Annotated in this window: 18 protein-coding genes; all 18 read right to left on the bottom strand. The window is 35.1% G+C overall.

Features of this window, described 5'->3' with window-relative positions:
• Positions 1 to 275: 275 nt before the first annotated feature.
• The 18 genes from J2S13_RS07430 to rnc all read right to left on the bottom strand — a co-directional run bounded on the left by J2S13_RS07430 (position 276) and on the right by rnc (position 21645).
• Positions 276 to 431, bottom strand: coding sequence for a hypothetical protein (locus tag J2S13_RS07430; protein WP_307257105.1), 156 nt, complete (start codon positions 429 to 431; stop codon positions 276 to 278).
• A gap of 914 nt (positions 432 to 1345) precedes the next feature.
• A complete protein-coding gene (locus J2S13_RS07425; RefSeq protein ID WP_307257104.1) occupies positions 1346 to 2581 on the bottom strand; it encodes an MFS transporter in 1236 nt (411 codons plus the stop codon).
• A gap of 11 nt (positions 2582 to 2592) precedes the next feature.
• Entirely contained in the window at positions 2593 to 6708 is a 4116-nt protein-coding gene (locus J2S13_RS07420; RefSeq protein ID WP_307257103.1) for a non-ribosomal peptide synthetase, read from the bottom strand.
• Positions 6709 to 7289: 581 nt separating this feature from the next.
• Positions 7290 to 8021 (bottom strand): 4'-phosphopantetheinyl transferase family protein, encoded by a 732-nt coding sequence (locus J2S13_RS07415; protein WP_307257102.1) that lies wholly within the window; start codon positions 8019 to 8021, stop codon positions 7290 to 7292.
• 557 nt (positions 8022 to 8578) lie between these two features.
• Positions 8579 to 9157, bottom strand: coding sequence for a ribonuclease HII (rnhB, locus tag J2S13_RS07410; protein ID WP_307257101.1), 579 nt, complete (start codon positions 9155 to 9157; stop codon positions 8579 to 8581).
• A gap of 386 nt (positions 9158 to 9543) precedes the next feature.
• Complete coding sequence (ylqF, locus tag J2S13_RS07405; protein ID WP_307257100.1) at positions 9544 to 10398, bottom strand: ribosome biogenesis GTPase YlqF; 855 nt, start codon at positions 10396 to 10398, stop codon at positions 9544 to 9546.
• Positions 10399 to 10486: 88 nt separating this feature from the next.
• Positions 10487 to 11026, bottom strand: a complete 540-nt coding sequence (gene lepB, locus J2S13_RS07400; protein ID WP_307257099.1) for a signal peptidase I — start codon at positions 11024 to 11026, stop codon at positions 10487 to 10489.
• Positions 11027 to 11327: 301 nt separating this feature from the next.
• The gene (gene rplS / locus J2S13_RS07395) at positions 11328 to 11672 is read right to left on the bottom strand and encodes a 50S ribosomal protein L19 (RefSeq protein ID WP_307257098.1); all 345 of its coding nucleotides are present in this window, start codon (positions 11670 to 11672) and stop codon (positions 11328 to 11330) included.
• A 121-nt stretch (positions 11673 to 11793) separates the two neighbouring features.
• Positions 11794 to 12543: a tRNA (guanosine(37)-N1)-methyltransferase TrmD gene (gene trmD, locus J2S13_RS07390; protein WP_307257097.1), complete on the bottom strand. Its 750-nt coding sequence runs from the start codon at positions 12541 to 12543 to the stop codon at positions 11794 to 11796.
• Complete coding sequence (rimM, locus tag J2S13_RS07385) at positions 12540 to 13058, bottom strand: ribosome maturation factor RimM (RefSeq protein WP_307257096.1); 519 nt, start codon at positions 13056 to 13058, stop codon at positions 12540 to 12542. Before rimM ends, trmD begins: the two co-directional genes overlap by 4 nt.
• 10 nt (positions 13059 to 13068) lie before the next feature.
• Positions 13069 to 13455, bottom strand: a complete 387-nt coding sequence (locus J2S13_RS07380; RefSeq protein ID WP_307257095.1) for a YlqD family protein — start codon at positions 13453 to 13455, stop codon at positions 13069 to 13071.
• Between the two features lie 240 nt (positions 13456 to 13695).
• Positions 13696 to 13929 carry a KH domain-containing protein gene (locus tag J2S13_RS07375; protein ID WP_307257094.1) on the bottom strand — a complete coding sequence of 78 codons (234 nt, stop codon included), beginning with the start codon at positions 13927 to 13929 and terminating at the stop codon, positions 13696 to 13698.
• Positions 13930 to 13939: 10 nt separating this feature from the next.
• Entirely contained in the window at positions 13940 to 14212 is a 273-nt protein-coding gene (gene rpsP, locus J2S13_RS07370; RefSeq protein ID WP_307257093.1) for a 30S ribosomal protein S16, read from the bottom strand.
• 303 nt (positions 14213 to 14515) lie between these two features.
• On the bottom strand, positions 14516 to 15859 hold the full coding sequence (ffh, locus tag J2S13_RS07365) for a signal recognition particle protein (RefSeq protein WP_307257092.1): 1344 nt from the start codon (positions 15857 to 15859) through the stop codon (positions 14516 to 14518).
• A 12-nt stretch (positions 15860 to 15871) separates the two neighbouring features.
• Positions 15872 to 16204, bottom strand: coding sequence for a putative DNA-binding protein (locus J2S13_RS07360; RefSeq protein WP_307257091.1), 333 nt, complete (start codon positions 16202 to 16204; stop codon positions 15872 to 15874).
• Between the two features lie 105 nt (positions 16205 to 16309).
• Complete coding sequence (gene ftsY, locus J2S13_RS07355) at positions 16310 to 17305, bottom strand: signal recognition particle-docking protein FtsY (protein ID WP_307257090.1); 996 nt, start codon at positions 17303 to 17305, stop codon at positions 16310 to 16312.
• Positions 17302 to 20889, bottom strand: coding sequence for a chromosome segregation protein SMC (smc, locus tag J2S13_RS07350; protein WP_307257089.1), 3588 nt, complete (start codon positions 20887 to 20889; stop codon positions 17302 to 17304). The genes ftsY and smc overlap by 4 nt, the downstream gene beginning before the upstream one ends.
• A 9-nt stretch (positions 20890 to 20898) precedes the next feature.
• A complete protein-coding gene (rnc, locus tag J2S13_RS07345) occupies positions 20899 to 21645 on the bottom strand; it encodes a ribonuclease III (RefSeq protein ID WP_307257088.1) in 747 nt (248 codons plus the stop codon).
• Between the last annotated feature and the right edge of the window lie 258 nt (positions 21646 to 21903).

The raw sequence follows: 21903 nt of genomic DNA, 5'->3' as shown, positions 1-21903 counted from the left end.
TTTTAATAAACCGTGTCAAGCAATATATTTAATAAATCTTAAACGCAATAAAACCAACGATTAGCACTTATTTTTCTGGTGCGAAAGTTGAGTTAGTAATACATTTTTAAAAATGCATTACTAAACATAAGTGAAATTTATACTAAATAATTTCAAGTAAATATAAAATTATTTACGTGCTTCACGATTCCAGTTAAATTTCGTAGTGTATTTGTCACCCCATCTTAAATCATCCCAAACTGAACCCGTAACCTTTCCGTTGTAAGCGACCTTATTCATAAGAGTTCTTCCATTTCTAGAATAGGTAAAAGATGTGCTTTTATAAGGTGAGCTACTGTAATTCCATGCTGCTCCATCATATCTAATTTGGAAAGATTCAGTGGAAGAAGCTCCACTTGAACTATTCCCAAAAGTTGCAGCATACGCAACATTTGCACCTCCTATTGCAAGAGCCCCAACAATTACCAACGGACTAATAACTTGTTTAAATTTTTTTCTCTTAATAGTTCTCCTTCCTTGTTATTTGGTTATTAGAATTTTAACAATATTTTACATCTTTTGTAAATTCTAAACATCCGGGAGTTTGCGGATTAACCCCCGAATTTTGAACATTATCTCACTAATTCTCTTGTTTTCTCAGTTTTTTAATTTTCATTACCCGTTCGTTATTTTTTTAAAGGCCACGGTGGCTTGACATGGAGCCTCTGCGGGCATAATTTCCCTGCCAAGAAGCCAGCTTTTTCAAAACTTGGCATCGCCAGACGAAGCTATCATGCCCGCCACTCCAAATCAAGCCGGTGCTCAATCAATACGAGGTCCCCTAGACCCGAACTTCCTTAATTACCAAGGATCCCTGTCTTTCATAGAATTCCTTTGGTGTTAAATCTAGAATACTAGAATGCATGCGGCGTTCCTTTATAAAATTTCATAAACCATGCCACTTCTTCATTAGCTTCTTCGTATATTTGAAATTAAAATCTACCGAAACACTCGTCTTCTAGAATTTTATGAAACGACTCTATATGAGCATTCATATTCGGTGTGTTGGGTAGAATTCTCTCGGAAAAAAGGTGCCTGTCCCCCGATACGGTAAAACTTTACCGTACTGGGGGACAGGCACCATGATCCATGGATAAAACTGCTTCTTGATAAATAACCCTTCCACACATCATCTGCGACAGCAATCGTAAAAGATGTGTGGTAGACTATATAAAGTATTATAACTATATCCGAATACAGGCGGAGCGTAAATAAACAACCAGTTGCCGATACTGTAACGAGAACTGGTTGAGTAGAAGCTTTTTTGATCTCTTTCTTAAATACAGGGGTCAATCCCAGTGTTAATTTACGTTTCTTTCGTATGTTGTTTAGTATGTGCATAACTTAATTGCGACTGAAATAACCAAATAAAGATTATCGCACTTATAAATGCAGATAAAGCAGATACAAGAAAAGCACCTTTATATTGAAGTAAAGGAACTAACGCAAGTAGTTGTGGAGCAAATATTCTACTTATAGAATACCTGATATTTGCAGCCGCAAAGTATCTGGCCCTTTGTTCTTCTGGTGCGATTTTTGCTATATAGGTATCTTGAGTACTAACTATTAGTAATTCTGCTATTGTAAAAATAATAACTGCTATTAAGAACCACAAATAATTTTGTGCGAAAGCAAAAACGATCATTGAGAGGCCGTATAAGAAACTTGAACTTACAAATCCAAATCTATTGCTGTAGTGCGATGATAATTTACTAAATACACTACCTAAAATGATAACTAATATTCCATTTAGCATTAAAAACGATGCAAAGTATTGAGTAGAATTTAAAGTAATATTAAAAAAATTTGTTGATTTTAATAACTCTGCCATAACTTTCGCAGGTAACAGTATTTCAAGTTGCATAAAGGCTTGTGCTGCAAATACACTACCTAATACAAATAATAATAATCTCTTATCAATAAAAATTAAAGATATAGCATTTAAGAAAACAAACTTTTCCTTTATAGCGACTTTATTATTTGTAATATTCTTTTTCTCAGGTGTTTTACATATTGATATATAAACTAATATTAATGTTGAGAATATCGATCCAAAAATGAACCACATTGGCAAAGCATTAAAAACAAAGCTCCCTAATAACGGTCCACATACTACTGCTATATTAAAAACTTGATATGAAGCAACAAATATTTTCTTTTGCTCATCCTCTTTTAACCAATCTGCAAAATATGCTCTGCCCACGGGCATGTAAATAGAATAAGCTATGCTAATGACACCAAAGCTAAGATAAATAAGAATATTATTTTCTATTAGTCTACCTATAATAAATAATAATATAGAAAAAAAGAAACTCAGACTAGTAATAATAATTAATCTCGATCTACCGAATTTATCAGCAAAAATCCCTCCGTAAATTCCTGAAATTACTCCCATTATAGATATAGATACAAGTGCAGCAGATGCTACTAAAGGACCCCATGCAGTATTTAAATACATTATTATAAACGGGAATAGCATATAAAATAGAGAGTTCTGAATACCTTCCGCAAAAAGTCTCCATTTAACATTATTTTTCTTCATTTTTTACCTCATTAATTTATTATAGTAGAAAAAACTTCTTGCTTTATTTTATCTGCAATAATACTCGCACTAGGTTGTGCATAAATAGTAAAATGATGTGCAGGAACATTAAATATTGACCATTCTCCCTTTAAATATTGCTCCCACCCTATTGTTGAATCTTGATCACTATGTTCTGCCCGAACAAAGAGTACCTTACCACTATATATATTACTTATCTTGTGTGAAGTGATTGCTCTATTATTGGCTATCCAAATACCTAATCCTTTTTCAACATCCTTAATGTCTGCATCATCGTGTAAATGTTTCCCTTTCTTACCTAATTCCAGGAGGTACGATAATAAATCTGTTTTATTTTTTTCCTTTAGATAAGAAATAGAAATGCCATCGTTAGAACCATTGGTAAATTTAGATGCATATGAAAATACAAGTTCAAAATCACTTATTTCTTCATTTTTTGGCAAATGACAGTCTAGTAAAAATAAAGAACCTATCTCTAAATCCTTCTCTTGTAGGATTTTAGCTATTTCATAAGCAAGAACCCCTCCAAATGAATAACCTACAAGATAAATAGGACCCTCTGATTGAATATTCATAATTTTTAGTGCATACGACTCAGCCATGCTAAGTAAATTATCATCAAACTGCATATTTTCGTTTGAAATAGGGGCACTCTCTATTCCATATATATCAAAGGATTCTTTTAAATCTTTTGCAATATCATTGTAACACCACAGTTGACCACCAGCTGGATGAATGAACCAAATTTTATTTTTTTTATGGTTGGAGTAAAGATGGACTACTCCATTGTGAATATTGTTAATATGGGAAAGTTTATATGCTATCCCTTCAATTGTTGGATATTCAAATAAAGTCGATACAGGAAGAGTTACCGAGAAATGCTTATTTATTAAATTTATTAATTTCATTGCCAGCAGAGAGTGACCACCTAGATCAAAAAAATCGGTATTAATATCACTTTTCTCAACTTTCAACACGTCATTCCAAATATTTCTTACTTGTTCAATAATTAACTGATCTAGTGTTCCATATTCTTTAATATTACTATCTTTTATATGTTCTTCCTTCTCAAAGATTTCTAGTAGAGGCTGCTCTTCAATTAGTAAATTTAATTGCTCTACCCATTCTTTTTCTAAATACTCTATTGTTTCTCTCTCAAATAAATCTGTGCAATATTCTATAATTAATTGAATTGAAGATTCAGTGTATTCTACAATAAAGCTTAAATCACATTTCGCAGAACTATCAATAGCATGAGATACTTCAAAAGAACTGTATAAATTGGAAGTGCTGAAACGATTATAAACAAACATTACTTGAAACAGTGGTCTATGGTTGGCACTCCTTTTTTTCAATATCTTCTGGATTATATATTCAATTGGTACATTGTCAAATTGTATTAATTCTTTATAATCACGAGTTATATTTGATACAATATCCAGTAACGCTACTTCCTCTGGAAAATTAATTCTAAAAGGTATAACATTAACAAAGTTTCCGATTGCACCATACTCTTCTTCACTTCTTCTATTTGCATTCGGAACACCAATGCATACATCCCTCTGTCCACTATACTTAGCTAAAATAGATGCAGCAGCCCCGAAATAGAATGAAAATTCAGATTGCCCTTTTTCCCTACTAAGATTTTCAATATTTTTACCTAATATCTCTGGTAATTGAATCGTTAATCTACTTCCATTTCTTGTTTGTTTTGTTTGTTTCATCATACTAGCAGGAAATCTTGATACATCAGGAATTCCATTCAAATATTCTTTCCAAAATTCTAAACCTTTCTCATCATTAGTATTTGCTTGTGACTTAGCAAATTTAAAAAATGATTTATTTACTTCTTCAAACCCTCTTTTTTTAGGATCAGACAAGAGCTCATCTAATTCATCAAAAAATATATTAGTCGATAGACCATCAGCAATTATATGATGGAATGTAATTATTGCTAGATTAGAATTCTCTGTTTGGATAAAGAAATATCTAAATCCTCCTTTTTGAAGGTCAAAACTTTTGCTTATTTCCTTTTTAATTATTTCATTAATATTGTCCTTACTAGTAGCACTAATCTTTTTATAATTTTGTTCTACTATATCTTCATTATACCTTTGCACTAACTCCCCATTCTCATCTTTATCTATTGATGCTAAAAGAATTGGATGTTTTTTTTGAAGAACTTTAATATTTTTTGAAACTTCTTCAAAGCCAATACCATTTTTTATTTCTAATTGAAACGATATATGATAAGCCGATTTATCATTTTGGTCTTCAAAAAAGAGAATTCCTTGTTGCCCCATAGATAGAGGAGCAACAAGGTCTTCGTCTATTTGATGGGTAATTGTACTTATTACTTTTGTTTTATTCTCAGAATTTTTTTCAATAAACTGACTTTGTTTGTTTATAGTTGGATTATAGAAAACGAAATTATGAGGTAAATCAATATTAAATTCATAAGATAATTTACTAGTTAATCTCATTGCTAATAGTGAATGTCCACCTAGATTTTGAAAACTCTCATCCATTGAATTGACTTCTTGACCTAATAATGTTGTCCATAATTCTTGAATCTTCTTAGAAATACCATTCATTAAAATTGCCTTATTACTCTTGTTTTTAAATTGAAGTAAAAATAATTTTTTTCTGTCTATTTTCCCGTTTTCCAAATAAAGGAATTCCCTCAAAAACACGAAATAATTTGGAATCATATAATTTGGTAAAGAATCTGATAATCTTTTCCTAATTTCTCCTTCATATTTTGGTAAATGCTCATCACATCGAATATAAGCTACTATCCAATCAGTTTCATTTTCTGATACTACATTCACTATTGCATCATTTACGAACGGTATTTGACGCATTAATACTTCAATTTCCCCAAGTTCAATTCTTAACCCACGTAACTTTATTTGATTATCTTTCCGTCCAATAAATTCCAAGGTTTTATCTTCTTTTATTTTTACAATATCGCCTGATAAATAAGCTCTTTTCCCTGTACTTGGATCTATTATAAAGCTTTTATTTGTCAGTTCAGGCATCTCAAAATATTCTAAAGCTAAACCCTCACCTAAAATCATTAACTCCCCTGAATAACCAACTTCAACCTCTTTTATCTGTTCATCAACTATTTTAATCTCTACATTTGTTATCGGTTTTCCTAAAGGAACTTGTAGATAAGAGTTGGAATCTTCAGGAAGGCAAACATGAAAAGTTGTGTCTATTGTGGCCTCAGTAGGTCCATATAAGTTGATTAATGGTATTTTCAACTCATTATGAATGCTATTAACTAAATCTATATGTAGAGGCTCTCCCCCACTAAAAATTAACCGAAGAGAATTAAGCTTTTTTAATTGGTTCTGCTCTACTAAAAGTTTAAGTACAGTTGGAACGAACTGAACAACTGTAATGTTATTTTGCTTTATGCTATCTGCTATCTCAAAGGGATTGGAAGTTCCGATAATCATGAGTGCTCCACAAGACAAAGGAGCATAAATCTCCCATATTGAAGCATCAAATCCCGATGCTGTTTTTTGTAGAAAAACATCATTCATTGTCCACTCAAATTCATTTTCCATCCATTCCATATGATTAACAATTGCTTTATGACTTATCACTACACCTTTAGGATTTCCCGTAGAACCCGATGTATAAATGATATAAGCTGGAATTTCATTTTTGGTTAGAGTTATTGGTAAATTAATACTTTTTTCAGGTTCTAATTCATCCATATTAATTTTAGTTTTATCATTCTTTAATAAATTTGAGGTTGAGGTTTGATACAGTACGAGATTTACTTTTGCTTGTGATAGACAATAATTAATTCTATCTTTTGGATATAGTGGATCTAAAGGAATATAGGATGCACCAACCTTTAAGGCCCCCAACATTCCAATAATCATTTCAATAGATCGTTCCATTACTATACCAATCCGATCTCCTATTTTAATACCATTATTCAATAAAGTTAATGCGATACCATTTGCCAATTGATTTAATTCGTTATATGTTATGCTCTTGTTCTCATGTTTTATAGCAATCTTATTTGGGAATTTAAGCGCCATATCTTCAAATTTACTATGAAGGAATTTATTATTTGTTGTCATATATTTCTCCTTTGAAATAAAGTAACTGATATTAAAAATACCAATTGTCTTATTATTGAGGTAAAAAATCTATATAAAAATACTTAAAATAGTTATAAAATTTCGTTAGATTAGTATAAACGTTACACTGAATACTCCACCAAAAGTGTGCGACCATACTTGACGAAAGACTTTTTAAACATTGTAAGACACTTGATATTATCCTTCTACAATACAATCAGATCCATTTATCATAAATTGTTTATGCTTATCTAAGTCCCAAACATTCACTGTTTTAATAATCCAACGAATCTTTTGTGCTTCAGGGTCAGAAATTACACCAACATCTTTAAAACATAATTTACTTTTAATTTGTTGCTATAAACTTTCTCAACTAATTCCATTTATATTTACCCTCTTTTTAATATACTAAAAAGAATCAATTTTCAGAATATAGTGATTTTACACCTTTAAAACGAGAAATTCAATCATATAATTCATTTTTATTCCAAACTTGGGATCTTGATTTCGGAGAGATTATAGTATACTGAAGTTAAAATTAAATCCCTAAAAAATTTTAGCTACTACAAATCTACACTTCTCTAATCATATTTTAGTAGGGAGTTTTTTATTCTCTTTAATAAATCATCTACTTCAATTTCGATTATACTTTTTGTTAAATCAATTTTACGAGAAGTGCTATCTTTTATACATATAGAAATAATAAAATTATCTATTTTTAGAGTACTAAATTGATATTCATAGGGAAATATTTCAAGACTTAAATCCTTCTCAATATTCACACTATCATCTATTTCAAGTGTATACCTGCCGTTAATATTTAATATTGAGAATTCCTTAGGATTAATTAATAAACCTACCCCAATACACTTTAGCCAACTTTCCTTTAATGTCCATTGAAGATAGTAATCTATAGAAGAAGTTAAGTACTGCTGTTCTTTTTGATTAAATATATTATACTCGGAGAGATCTTCTTCGCTATTGATTTGTTCAATATCAATTCCTATCATTTTTTTTGAGTATCCAAATATTAAGAAATTTTCAGAGTGGCTGATATTAAAGAAAAGATCGTTGTTTATATATGGCTTACCATATTTATTGATTTCAAAATTTATCTCTTGGATCCTACAATTATAGTATTCACAAAGAATTAATTTTGATAATAATTCTCCAAATAAACTTAAATATTGATCTTTAGTATTCAACATCCTTTTAATTCGAAATTTACTGTTGTTTTGTAGTAATTTGGTTAAAAATTCATATTCCTCACTATGTAAATTTTCCGGTATTTTTAGTGCATAGATTCCAAGCATAGAAACCTCCAATGGTATTATTATATTTATTTTTCGGATTAACCCCGTATTTTGGACAGTTTCTTTCTCAATCTCACTTTATCTCAAAATTATATGCTTTTTCGTTTCCTTTTGTCCTTTTGAGAAGATAGCCATTTCTTCCATTCCTTCAATGGTCAAGGCTGCGCCCGACTTTCGTCCCCCTTGATTCCGGTTAAAATATTTTTGGGGACAAAAGGAAGAAAAAATGGAAGGTGGGGATTAAACCCGTACCTCTTTGATTTTCATGTTTTCACATTGTTGCTTTTCATAAAACCCATTTGGGCGATAATTCTAAAATGCTAGAATACATGCGCCTTTCGTTATAGAACACCATAAACTCTGGGACTGCTTCATAGGCTTGTGCATACATTTCAAATCGCCATCTTGATAAACAATCATCCTCAAAAATTCTATTGCGAGAACGACTAGCATTCGGATAGGTACTCCGTAAGTAATTAGAGAATGATTTAGCTACCAAGATATTAATGTTAGTTATTACTCAAATTGGTTTTACTTTAACTATGCTTTTTTGGCCATCAAAATAGCTCCAATTGTTTTTCTAATAACTCACGAATAGGACCATAAGTTTTTCTATGGATAGGACAAGGCCCGTACTTACTTAATGCCTCCATATGAGCTTTTGTTAAATATCCTTTATGCTTATCAAATCCATATTGGGGATACATTTGATGTAACTCCTTAATAGCTTTATCCCGTTCAACTTTTGCAATTATAGAAGCTGCACTAATCGAAGGGATTAAGTCATCTCCCTTCACGATTGCTTCTGCTGGAATATTAATATCAGGTATTCTATTCCCATCTATAAAGACTTTATTAGGCTGTATATTTAGGCTTTCTACTGCTCTTTTCATTCCAAGAAGAGTAGCATTTAAAACATTCAGGTTTTCTACTTCTTCAAGAGATGCTATATTAATACTCCAACTAAGAGCTTTACTTTTAATTTCTTCAGCTAACTCTTCACGTCGTTTAGCAGACAGTTTCTTAGAATCTTTTAACCCCTCTATAGGATTGTTAGGATCAAGTATACATGCTCCAACCCAAACTCCTGAAATTGCCGAACCTCTGCCTGTTTCATCCACTCCACATACAATCATTACTCATATTCCTCCATTTAATTACTAAATACTTAGATTTATTATATATTATCCTATATCATTATAAATTTATAAATCTTATCCTTAATAGAACATCATAAAATCAATCATATCTATAAAACTCCTCTACCTTTGGATTCCATTTTCTTCTATTATAAAGGAAACTCCCCGTGACGTGATGTCAATAACTAAACAAAAAAAGACCTCATCTCAATCGTAATTGAGGCAGAGGTCTGATATAAGGATTTCATCCATCGCAATTTATGCGATCTATTTAAAAAAGTGTTATTCAAAAATTTTATTGCGATTCTATCTAACGATTCATGATTTAGAAGCAATCGCTAATCTTTCAAATGCTCCCTAACCATAACCTTAAAAAATCTATTTCATTCTTCTTCCTCTGGAAAATCGAACGTTAACTTTCCAAGTCTCTCTGTCCGTACATCGCGAATAATGACTTCTGTTGCTTTGTCGTAATTGATTTGTCCACCACTTGTCAAACAGCCCCGCTTTGCGCCAATATCATCCAAAAGTTCCACAATGTCATCCGGTAATTGATCGATGCCATAACGCTCTTTCAATCTTTCTGGATAATGTGCTTGCAGAAACTTCAAAGCATAAATAGCTACTTCTTGTAGATTGATGATCGTATCTTTAATCGCCCCTGTTAAAGCTAATTTATAGCCTACAGCTTCATCTTCAAATTTTGGCCAAAGAATCCCTGGAGTATCTAATAACTCCATTTCCTTTCCTACTTTAATCCATTGTTGTGCTTTCGTAACACCTGGAGTATTCCCGGTTTTGGCAATATTTCGTTTTGCAAGGCGATTAATCAGCGTTGATTTCCCCACATTGGGAATTCCGACGATCAGTGCGCGAATGGCCCGTGGCTTCATCCCTCTCGCCTTCATTCGATCAAGCTTTTCTTTTAATAAATGTTTCGCTGTTTTCAAAATCATTTGAAGTCCATTTCCCGCTTGAGAATTGATAGCAAGTGCCGTCATTCCCCGTTCCCTGAAAAATGCTAACCATTGTTCTGTTCTCTCGTGATCGGCCATATCGGCTTTGTTTAATAAAATAATTCGTGGCTTTTGCCCGATGATCTCATCAATCATGGGGTTTCGCGAAGATAACGGGAGCCTGGCATCGACTAATTCAAAAACAATATCGATGAGTTTTAACTTTTCAGTTACTTCCCTTCTCGCCTTTGCCATATGACCTGGAAACCATTGTATTGTCATTTGTCCACCCCTATTTCTTATAAGCGCAAAACCGCCCAAGATGTACTTAAATCTTGGGCAGAAGTCTAACTAAAAATTGCTTGGGATATTAATTCACGATCCGCATGCTATCAAAAGGCCAATAGACAACCTTTGTTTCACCAACAACTTTTTTGATTTCAATTGTCCCTATATGACGACTATCTTTACTAAAGCGTCGATTGTCCCCTAATACAAACAGTTCTCCCTCAGGGACGGTTTTTTGGCCGATTATTTCTTCAAGTGTAAAATCCTGCGTTAACGGCCCGTCCTCTTCTTGACTTTTATATTCTTCTAAGTAGGGCTCATCATAATATTTCCCATTAATATAAAGTTTATCATCTTTATATTCCACTTTATCGCCAGGTAAGCCGATGACACGTTTTATGTAATCCTTTTTTTCGGGGGCATGAAACACGACGATATCAAACCGGTCTGGATCCCCCATTTTATTGACAATCATTCGATCACCATTATGCAAAGTCGGCATCATGGATAATCCATCCACAACGATTGGAGTAAAAATAAAGAATCGAATAATTGCTGCTAATCCAACCGCAATCAACAATGCCTTCGTCCATTCCCAAAGCTCGTTTTTCTTTTTTGTCATCTCTCCACCACCACTTCTTTTATAAACAGGCTCTGTTACATTTGGCCGTTGATTTCCACTCCGGTATCCCCTGCCCTATCCACCCGCAGGAGTCTTTGCACCTTCCGCACCAATCAACATGGAACTTTAACACAGCCTATTAAAAATAAACTGAAGAAAACATGTATATGTATATGCTATATTAAAATCGATCATTGTCAAAGTTTTTTACTTATTTTTACCATAATAAAACAATGGGATACATCATACATTTGAAAAAAGGAGCTTGAAATCAAGCTCCTTTTTTGCGGTCATATTATGATTATCGAATTTCCTTAATACGAGCGGCTTTACCACGTAAATTACGTAGGTAGTAAAGTTTCGCACGACGAACTTTACCGCGACGCACTACATCGATCTTCGCAATCTTCGGTGTGTGTACTGGGAATGTACGTTCAACTCCTACACCGTAAGAAATCTTACGAACTGTAAACGTTTCACTTACACCACCGCCACGACGTTTAATGACAACTCCTTCAAAAATCTGGATACGCTCACGAGTGCCCTCAACAACCTTAACGTGTACACGAAGAGTATCACCAGGACGGAATGCAGGAATGTCACTGCGAAGTTGTTCTTTTGTAATATCAGCGATTAATTTGTGCATCGTATTCAACTCCTTCCAACAGACGCTCATGCAGACCTTTCTTTGCAGCGGAACATCGTTTTACCGACTTATTAATAAGCCTAAGTCACAAAATAAATCTTATCATAAAAAAATCATTAAATCAAGATTTTCTTTCCCCTTTTAACTGTTCTAGCCACTGTTTTTGCTTTGATGATAGCGGGAAGTTTTCAAGCAAGTCTGGACGTCTTTCTAATGTTCTTCTTAATGACTCTTTCTCCCGCCATTCTTCAATTAGTTGATGATTCCCTGATGTTAACACCTCTGGCACTTTCAACCCGCAAAATTCAGCGGGACGTGTGTAATGAGGATGTTCTAACAGCCCGGATGAAAAAGAATCTAGTACTGGGGAAGCTTCATTTCCCAATACACCTGGCAGGAGTCTTACAACACTATCCACTACGACCATTGCCCCAAGTTCTCCACCTGTTAGCACATAATCGCCGATTGAAATTTCATCCGTTACAAGTTCCTGGCGAATCCGTTCATCATACCCTTCATAATGTCCACATATCAATATAAGATGTTCTTCTTTTGCCAGTTCTTCTGCTTTTTGCTGTGTATAACGTTCACCTTGTGGACACATCAGAATAATGCGTGGCGGTTGTCCTTCTTTTCGTTCCTGTTGAATGGCCTTCACAGCATCAAAAATTGGCTGTGGCTTTAACACCATCCCTGCGCCACCACCATATGGGTAATCATCGACTGTTTTGTGCTTTCCTTCTGCAAACTCGCGAAAATTAATCACATTGTAGCTTGCTGCCTGTTTCTCACTTGCCTTTTTCAAAATCGATGATTGAAAAACACCTTCAAACATTTCCGGAAAAAGTGATAACACATCGATTCGCATCATGATAATAAACCTTCCATCGGTTCAATGATTACTTTCTTTTCACGAATATCCACTTTTTTGACAACATCCTCAATATAAGGGATATATAATTCCTTTCCCTTCAACGGTTTGACGACCCATACATCGTTTGCACCAGGTGTTAATATCTCTTTGATCGTTCCAATTTTCTCTTCCTCAACTGTCCATACATCACAGCCAATGATTTCGTGAAAATAGTATTCTCCTTCTTCCAAATCACCAAGTTGACTCTCCTCAATTTTGAGTAAACCATTTTTAAATTTTTCTACATGATTAATAGTGGGGTAATCTTTAAAGGTTAATAAATCGAATGTTTTATGTGTACGATGAGAGGAAACCGTCAAAGGGACCGGTTCCTCTTTTCCTTCCATAAATAAATATAAGCAATTTCCAATCTTATATCTTTCTTCAGGAAAATCCGTTCTGGAAATGACCCGTACTTCCCCATTAATTCCATGAGTATTCACAATCTTTCCAACATTAAACCATTTTGCCATCATTTCACCTCTATCGTATTTCGATGATTATTCCATCCTTCACAACTATTGTTTTTCCAGCTACAATCTGATCCCAAGAATCGCCTTCATGGATCTCTACTATCGTTTGTAATTCCCGTTCTTTTATTTCACTGCCTATCGGTAAAATTTCTAATTGGTCCATCGTGATTTGTAGTGCTTCCATTTTCTCTTTACGAAGATCAATCTCCTTTTTGAAAAATCGTTTCACTTCAAATGCATCGTTTTTTTTAGCTTTTTCCATCTTTTTTTGTTCAAAATGAAGCTGTTCACATTCTTTATATAACTGATTGATTTTCATTTGAAATTTTTCTACTTGTTGTTGTTTACTCTTCTCCGTCAACACTTGTTTCACTGTAACAGTTTGAATAATTTGCATCTCTTCTTCGCCTCCCCATTTTTCGGGTAGATCTCTGCTTGTGTATGAATGATCGGCTACAGAATTATTATGGTCTCCTCCATGTTCATGACAAAATATCATGCGCATACGATTTTAAGGTATCATCCCTTATTCTAATAGCCAACAAGCCTTCCTTTCCATGTGCAAAAAATCATTTTCATCCGAATAAGCAATGGAAGTAGAAAAATGTATATAGAAAAAGGGAGGATTTCCCCTCCCTTAATCTACAATTTCTAATTGTATTTTTCCTTTTTGCTGAGAACTTGCTACAGCATTGACAATCGTCCGAATCGACTTTACCACTCGACCATGTTTACCAATAATCTTGCCCACATCCTCTTTATGAACAGATACTTGGTAAACCGTTCGTTCATCCTCATGGCGAATATTCACCCGAACATTTTCAGGATCATCAACTAAAGGTTTCACAATTGCCAAGATTAAGTCTTTCATGACGTGCTACTTATTTGCTTTGTTTAGCATTGTGGAATTTCTCCATAATGCCTTGTTTTGAAAATAGGTTACGAACAGTGTCAGATGGTTTTGCTCCATTTTGTAACCATTGAAGAGCTAACTCCTCGTTAATTTCCAAAATTTCTGGTTGAGCAATTGGATTAAATGTTCCAATCGTCTCGATTTGGCGTCCATCACGTGGTGAACGAGAATCTGCTACTACGATACGATAAAATGGAGCTTTCTTTGCTCCCATACGTTTTAAACGAATTTTTACTGCCATAATTAATACGCACCTCCGAATAGTTTCACACAAGATAGTATAATATCAAATAAGTAAATTGTTTGTAAAGTGTTTTTTCTTAACACTTAGTTTTTTAAGTAAAAAAGAGGCAAAATCTTATTCTTTTTTACATGGATCTGTTAAACTTGGGTGTTGATTCCCGTTTTCAGGCGCTTCGATTTCCGCGGGCGATCCGCCGAGCCTCCTAGGACAATATTTGTCTGTGGAGGCTTTAGCTGTTCCGCTTTTCCCGCAGGAGTCTCCGTACCTTTCACTGCAATCAACAATAATCATTGACATTGCCTACATAAAAGGTAGTTTAAAGCCTTTCTTTTTGCCCTTTGCTTGCATATTGGACATTTGTTTCATCATTTTTTTCATTTCTTCAAATTGTTTTAATAGGCGGTTTACTTCTTGAATTGTCCTACCGCTTCCTCTTGCAATTCTCTTTCTGCGTCCAGAATTAATAATTTCTGGATGGGCTTTCTCTTCCTTCGTCATCGATTTAATGATCGCTTCAATATGCCCAATTTGTTTTTCATCAAATTGAACATTATTTAAGCCTTTTATCTTATTGGCTCCAGGAAGCATTTTAAGCAATTCATCTAATGGGCCCATGGACCGTACTTGTGCAAGTTGCTCCAAAAAGTCATCGAACGTGAAAGACATCGTTCGCATCTTTTGTTCTAATTCCTTTGCCTTTTCTTCATCTACGGCTGTTTGAGCTTTTTCGATAAGGGTTAAAACATCCCCCATCCCTAATATCCGGGATGCCATTCGTTCTGGGTGAAATGGCTCTAGCGCATCCATCTTTTCTCCCATCCCGACAAACTTAATAGGCTTTTCGGTTACGGAACGAATCGATAGAGCCGCTCCTCCACGTGTATCCCCATCAAGTTTCGTCAAGACAACCCCTGTAATTCCAAGTTGTTCATTAAAGCTTTCGGCTACATTGACAGCATCTTGTCCTGTCATCGCGTCCACGACTAGGAAGATTTCCTCAGGATTTGCAAGTTCCTTAATCTCTTTCAACTCATCCATTAGATTTTCATCGATATGCAATCGCCCAGCTGTATCAATCAGCACATAATCACAATGATCTTCCTTCGCTTTTTCAATTGCTTGTTTTGCAATTTCCACTGGACTCACTTGATCTCCAAGTGAAAATACGGGCATATTTAATTGCTTACCAAGAGTCTGTAATTGTTTAATTGCAGCTGGCCGGTAAATATCCGCTGCTACAAGCAATGGATTACGATTATATTTTTTTCGTAAAAGATTGGCCAGTTTCCCAGTTGTCGTTGTTTTCCCGGCACCTTGAAGACCAACCATCATAATGACAGTAGGCGGGCGTTTTGCGACGGCGATCTGGCTCTGTTCACCACCCATTAATTGGGTGAGCTCTTCTTTTACAACTTTGATGACTTGCTGCCCAGGTGTTAAACTTTTCATTACTTCCTGACCAACAGCTCGTTCGCCAACTTTTTTGACGAAACTTTTTACCACTTTAAAGTTTACGTCTGCTTCCAAAAGTGCTAGACGAACTTCCCTCATCATTTCTTTTACATCCGCTTCAGAGACTTTCCCTTTTCCACGGATTTTTTGCATTGTATTCTGCAGTCGGTCGGCCAATCCTTCAAACGCCATTTTTGCCGCCTCCTAATCTAATTTCTTAAGCTTTTCAATCATTTGCATGAGCCCTTCTTCCGTAAGAAGACCATCTTTTGCTTTCGATTCTAGCTCATTTAATAATTCGCTACGCTCTTGAAATTTTTCAAATAGTAATAGTTTCTCTTCATACTCTTCTAACATAGCTTCTGTGCGTTTAATATTGTCATAAACCGCTTGTCTAGACACTTCATATTCTTCCGCAATTTCACCAAGTGAGAAATCATCTAAATAATAGAGGGACATATAACTACGTTGCTTAGCTGTTAACAACGATTGATAAAAATCATACAAGAAATTCATTCTCGTTGTTTTCTCGAGCATCGCGGTTCCCTCCTTTGTTAAGTTAAAAACCTTTACAGAACATAGTTTACTCATTTATGAAAGGAATGTCAAGAAAGTTTCTTTACATACTAAATAGAATCCCTCTTATTCCACTTCTTCATTGTCATCCATAATTCCAGCAAATAAACCATAAACGTATTTTTCTGGATCAAAAGGCTGTAAATCGTCCATTTGTTCCCCTAATCCAATGAATTTCACTGGAATTTGCAATTCGTTTCGAATGGCAAGGACAATTCCACCCTTAGCTGTTCCATCAAGCTTTGTTAAGACAATTCCTGTTACATTGGTAACTTCTTTAAATTGCTTTGCCTGGGTCATAGCATTTTGCCCAGTAGTCGCATCTAGAACAAGTAATACTTCATGGGGAGCTCCTGGTATTTCTCGTTCAATCACACGTTTTACTTTTTCTAATTCTTTCATTAGATTTACTTTATTTTGCAGTCGACCCGCAGTATCACATAGGAGAACATCTGCGTTTCTTGCTTTTGCAGCTCGAATTGCATCATACATCACAGCAGCCGGATCTGAACCTTCTCCTTGTTTAATGACTTCAACCCCAACTCTGTCCCCCCATACTTCTAATTGATCGATTGCCCCAGCACGGAATGTATCCCCTGCAGCTAACAGAACATTTTTCCCTTCACTTTTGAATTGATGAGCAAGCTTACCAATCGTAGTTGTTTTACCTACTCCATTCACACCAACAAACAAAATCACAGTCAATCCATCTGGTTGGATTGCAAGATCATTTGTTTGCTCATCCCCATTTTCATAGATTTCGACTAATTTCTCGACGATCACATCCTGCATTTCTTTTGGATCTTGAATATTTTTTCGTTTTACTTCCATTTTTAATTCATCGATTAAATCCATGACCGTTTGAAATCCAACATCCGCTCCAATTAAAATTTCTTCTAATTCTTCAAAGAAATCCTCATCAATTTTTCTATAACGAGCAACTAAATTATTTACCTTATTAGCAAATACATCACGAGTTTTAGTTAAGCCACTTCTAAATTTTTCTGTCACTTGATCCGTTGACTGTGTGAACTTTTCTTTTAATTTCTTAAAAAAACTCATACCATCACTTCCTTTTCATTGGATTGTAAAATCTCCTTCGTTTCTTCCAATCGAACAGAAACGAGTTTTGATACTCCTGATTCTTGCATGGTCACTCCGTATAAAACATCTGCTTCTTCCATCGTTCCTTTTCGGTGCGTAATAACGATAAATTGAGTTTTTCTTCCATACTGTTTCAAATACTCACTAAAGCGGTGCACATTGGCTTCATCTAATGCTGCTTCCACTTCATCTAACACACAGAAAGGGACTGGGCGCACTTTTAAGATAGAAAAAAGCAACGCAATGGCTGTTAAAGCCCGTTCCCCTCCTGATAACAACCCTAGGTTCTGCAATTTTTTACCGGGTGGTTGTGCAACAATATCGACGCCTGTCTTTAATAAATTCGAGGCATCTGTTAATTTCAATTCTGCACGCCCACCGCCAAACAACGCTCTGAAAACAGATTCAAAATGGTTACATATCGCATCGAACGTTTCTTTAAAACGTTTTTTCATCTCTGTATCCATTTCATCAATCACTTGAAATAAAGTATCTTTTGCTTCCTGTAAGTCTGTTTGCTGTTCTAATAAAAAAGTATATCTTTCTTCCACTCGGGAATATTCATCAATCGCACCTAGGTTCACAGTTCCTAATTCATCTATGGCCAGTTTGATCAACTTCACTTTTTTTCGTGCCTCATCAATTGGAAGGGATAGTGGATATTCTTGTTTAGCTGCTTCATATGAAAGAACGTATTCTGTTCGGAGGTGTTCTAGTCTATTTTCTAACTCAACATCCATTCGATTTAACTTTACTTCTTCATCTTTCACTACTTCCAACATCCCTTTGTGTTGGCGTTTTAATTCTTTCAAATCTAGTTCCTCATCTTCTATTGTTTGTTGAAGATGAAGCCGTTCTTCCCTGCGCAATGAAATAAGCTTTGTTGTTTCCGTCTTATCAAATAATTTTCTTTTTGCTTGTTCTTCTAATTTCCCTTCTCCTTCGAAACTCTCTGTCATTTCCGACTGAAGCCACTCAATATCCTCTTGCAGTCTTCCTTTACGTTGATTCGTTTCTAAAATTTCCTGTTCAACCCGTTCGAACTGTTTCCTGCTTGACATAAATTTCTCATTTTTCGCCGCAAGTTCGGCCTTTATATCACTTGTTTCTGCTATCAATATGTCCTTTGATGTCCGCTCACTTTTTCTTTTTTCTGTTAATTGTTGAATTTCGCTGTCAAGTTGGGCAATTTCCTTTTGAATCGCCAATGTAGATTCCGTTAATTGCTCTTTTCTTTCTTGAAGTTTTTTTAATTCATTTTCATATTCATCTTTTTCCATATCATAAATCGATAGGCGTTCATTCATATTTTCAAAATGCAATTCTATTTCCCGAAGATTTGCTTTCCATTTTTGTTCTTCGATTCGTAATGTTTCACCTTTTGAACGACTGGCTTCTTGTTCTTTTTCCTTCGTTTGGATCTCTTCCTTTAGTTTTTTCACTTGGGTTTCAACCGCAGCCGTCCTCTCTTCCATTATGACTAACTTTGCTTTTAGTTCTTCTAGTTCTCCTTTTCTCGCAAGCAAAGAGGAAGAAGCTCGCTTGGATGCCCCTCCCGTCATCGAGCCACCAGGATTAACGAGATCCCCATCAAGGGTAATGATTCTGTAGCGATAAGCAAGCAGCTTCGCCATCTCATTCGCAGCTTTTAAATTTTCCACCACGACAACATTCCCTAATAAGTTGGTGATAATATTCTCGTATTTTTCTTCATATGTGACAAGATCTGAAGCAATTCCAATGAACCGTTCATCTCCGCGCAATAAATTTAGTTGTGTCGAAGGAAATCTTTTCCCTTTTATCACATTCATTGGCAAAAAGGTGGCACGTCCATATTGGTGTTGCTTCAAAAAGGCAATCGCCTTTCTTCCAAATTCTTCGTTTTCAACGACGATATGTTGCATACCACTCCCTAGAGCAATTTCAATGGCAGTTTCATACCCTTTTGGAACTTGAACTAGTTCAGCTACCGCCCCAATAATCCCTTGTAATGGGTGATTTCTTGCTTTTAGTACTTGTTTTACACCTTGAAAAAATCCAGCATAGTCTTCTTCCATAGACTCAAGCATTTCTTTTCGTGACTTTGCTTGCTGCAATATTTTATAAGCTTGATATAAATTCTTTTCTTGATTTTCATATTTCAACTTTAATGCCTCAAGCATTCTTTGCCCATTGCGATATTGGTGGACTGCTTCTGTTAATTGTTCACCAACTGATTGAACCTTACGCTCTAGCTGTTGTTTCTTCTCATATACCTGTTGTCTTTCATTCACATATTTCTCGTTCTCCTGGCGAAGCTTCGCTAATTTACTGTTCAATTGAGAAATTTGTTGGTCACAGTAGGATATTTCATTTTTGACTGAAACTTGTTTATTTAACGTTTCAATATAGTCTGTTTTTAATAACTCAATCATTTCTTCAATGTTTTCTGTGAAGCCCTTTAGTTCTGTCTGTTTTTCTTGTAATAATTGTTTTAGCTTTGTTACTTCTGCTTCATAATAAATGACTTCACGCTCGAGCTGATGTTTTTGGGTAAGTAATTGATCTAATTTTCCAGTCGCTTCTTGAAGGTTCATCTTAAGTTGTTCTTCATTATTAGTTGCATTCTTTTTGCGTTCCTTTAGAACCTCTCTGCGCCCTTCTAATTTTTCTAATTCTTCACTAGCAGTTAACAGGACATTTTGCAAGTCGCTGACAGATTCATCTAATGCTGTCAACTTGTCCCGTAATTCGGTTAATTTCGCTTCCTTTTGCTGCAAGGCAGAAGAAACCTGAATTTCTTGTTTCTCATGTAATTGTAAATCTTGCTTTAGTTGTTCCCATTTAGAATGAAGTTCCTCAATTTCATACACAATACAAGCTACTTCAAACCTTTCAAGATCTTTTTTCTTTTCAAGATAGTCTTTGGCAATAGAAGCTTGTATTTTTAAAGGCTCTACTTGACTTTCTAGTTCGTATAAAATATCCTGGACACGATTTAAATTTTCTTGTGTTTCAGCTAATTTATACTCTGCCTTTTTTTTCCGCGTTTTATATTTTAAAACACCTGCAGCTTCTTCAAAAATGGTTCTTCTTTCTTCCGGTTTGCTATTTAGTATTTCTTCAATTTTCCCTTGTCCGATGATAGAGAAAGCTTCGCGACTAAGCCCCGAATCCATGAATAAATCAATTATATCTTTTAATCTACAAGATTGCTTATTCATGAAGAATTCGCTTTCACCGGAGCGGAAAACTCTCCTTGTTACACTTATTTCATTATAATCAATTGGCAAATATTGATCTTCATTGTCTAGTGTGAGTGTTACCTCAGCGAAATTTTGTGCTTTTCTCGATTCACTACCAGCAAAAATAATATCTTCCATTTTTGCTCCTCGTAATGATTTTGCAGATTGCTCCCCTAATACCCAGCGGATGGCATCTGTAATATTACTTTTTCCAGATCCATTAGGACCTACTACTGCTGTTACCCCAGGCACAAAATCAATCGAGACTCGTTCGGCAAAGGACTTGAAGCCAACGACATCCAATCGTTTGAGGAACATGCTTTTCCCCTACTTTCTGTTATCTTTATGTTGTTTTAACTTTGATAAGGCCATTTGTGCTGCATGTTGTTCCGCCTCTTTTTTTGATCGGCCAGTTCCTTCCCCAAGCACTTCATCATTATAAAATACTTGTGAAACAAACTCCTTACTATGTGCGGGCCCTTTTTCATGAAGCACTCGATACTCAATCATGCCTCTTCCATCTCGTTGAACAAGTTCTTGAAGTTGACTTTTATAATCCATCACATGAGAAAAAGCACCGGCATTAATTTTAGGGAAGACGTATTGATTTAAAAAACGAATAACGGTTTCCATTCCTTGGTCTAGGAAAAGTGCACCAATAAATGCTTCAAACACATCAGCAAGAAGAGCTGGCCGAGTGCGTCCACCTGTCATCTCTTCCCCTTTTCCAAGCAGGATGAGTTCTCCAAAATGCAACTCATTTGCAAAGGTGACAAGGGAAGGTTCACATACGATGGCTGCTCTTAGCTTTGTTAAATCCCCCTCACTCATAAGTGGATATTTTTTAAATAAATATTTAGAAACCGTTAATTCTAAAACTGCATCCCCTAAAAATTCAAGACGTTCATTATCTTCGTATGGTTTTTTCCGATGCTCATTCACATAAGATGAATGAGTAAAAGCTTGTTTTAATAAGGACTCATTTTCAAATTGAATCTGAAGATCTATTTGAACTTGTTTAAATTTTTCTTCATGTTTAGTATTTATTCTACTAGTTTTATTTTTCTTTTTCATTATGGTCCTCCACTTTGAATCAAATATTTAGGCTCAAATTCCAGTGTATTCGAAAATGAAAAGAATCGCAAAGTCCATTTTCACTTTTCTTCACCAAATGCGCAAGCGCCTGTTCATCGACGTATGGATTTCGCAGGTTTCGACCGAGATAAAGGATACACAGCGAGCCGGGTTTGCGAGCTGATGTTGACTTATCGTAAGGAGAAAACGGAGAAATCCACTAGTCGATAGGCGCTGAAGCTAGACGTCACCAAATGC

It is taken from the genome of Oikeobacillus pervagus (genome assembly GCF_030813365.1).
In the GTDB taxonomy this organism is placed as follows: domain Bacteria; phylum Bacillota; class Bacilli; order Bacillales; family DSM-23947; genus Oikeobacillus; species Oikeobacillus pervagus.
Note: the sequence above shows the minus strand (reverse complement) of the source record. Positions and strands in the feature narration are given on the sequence as shown.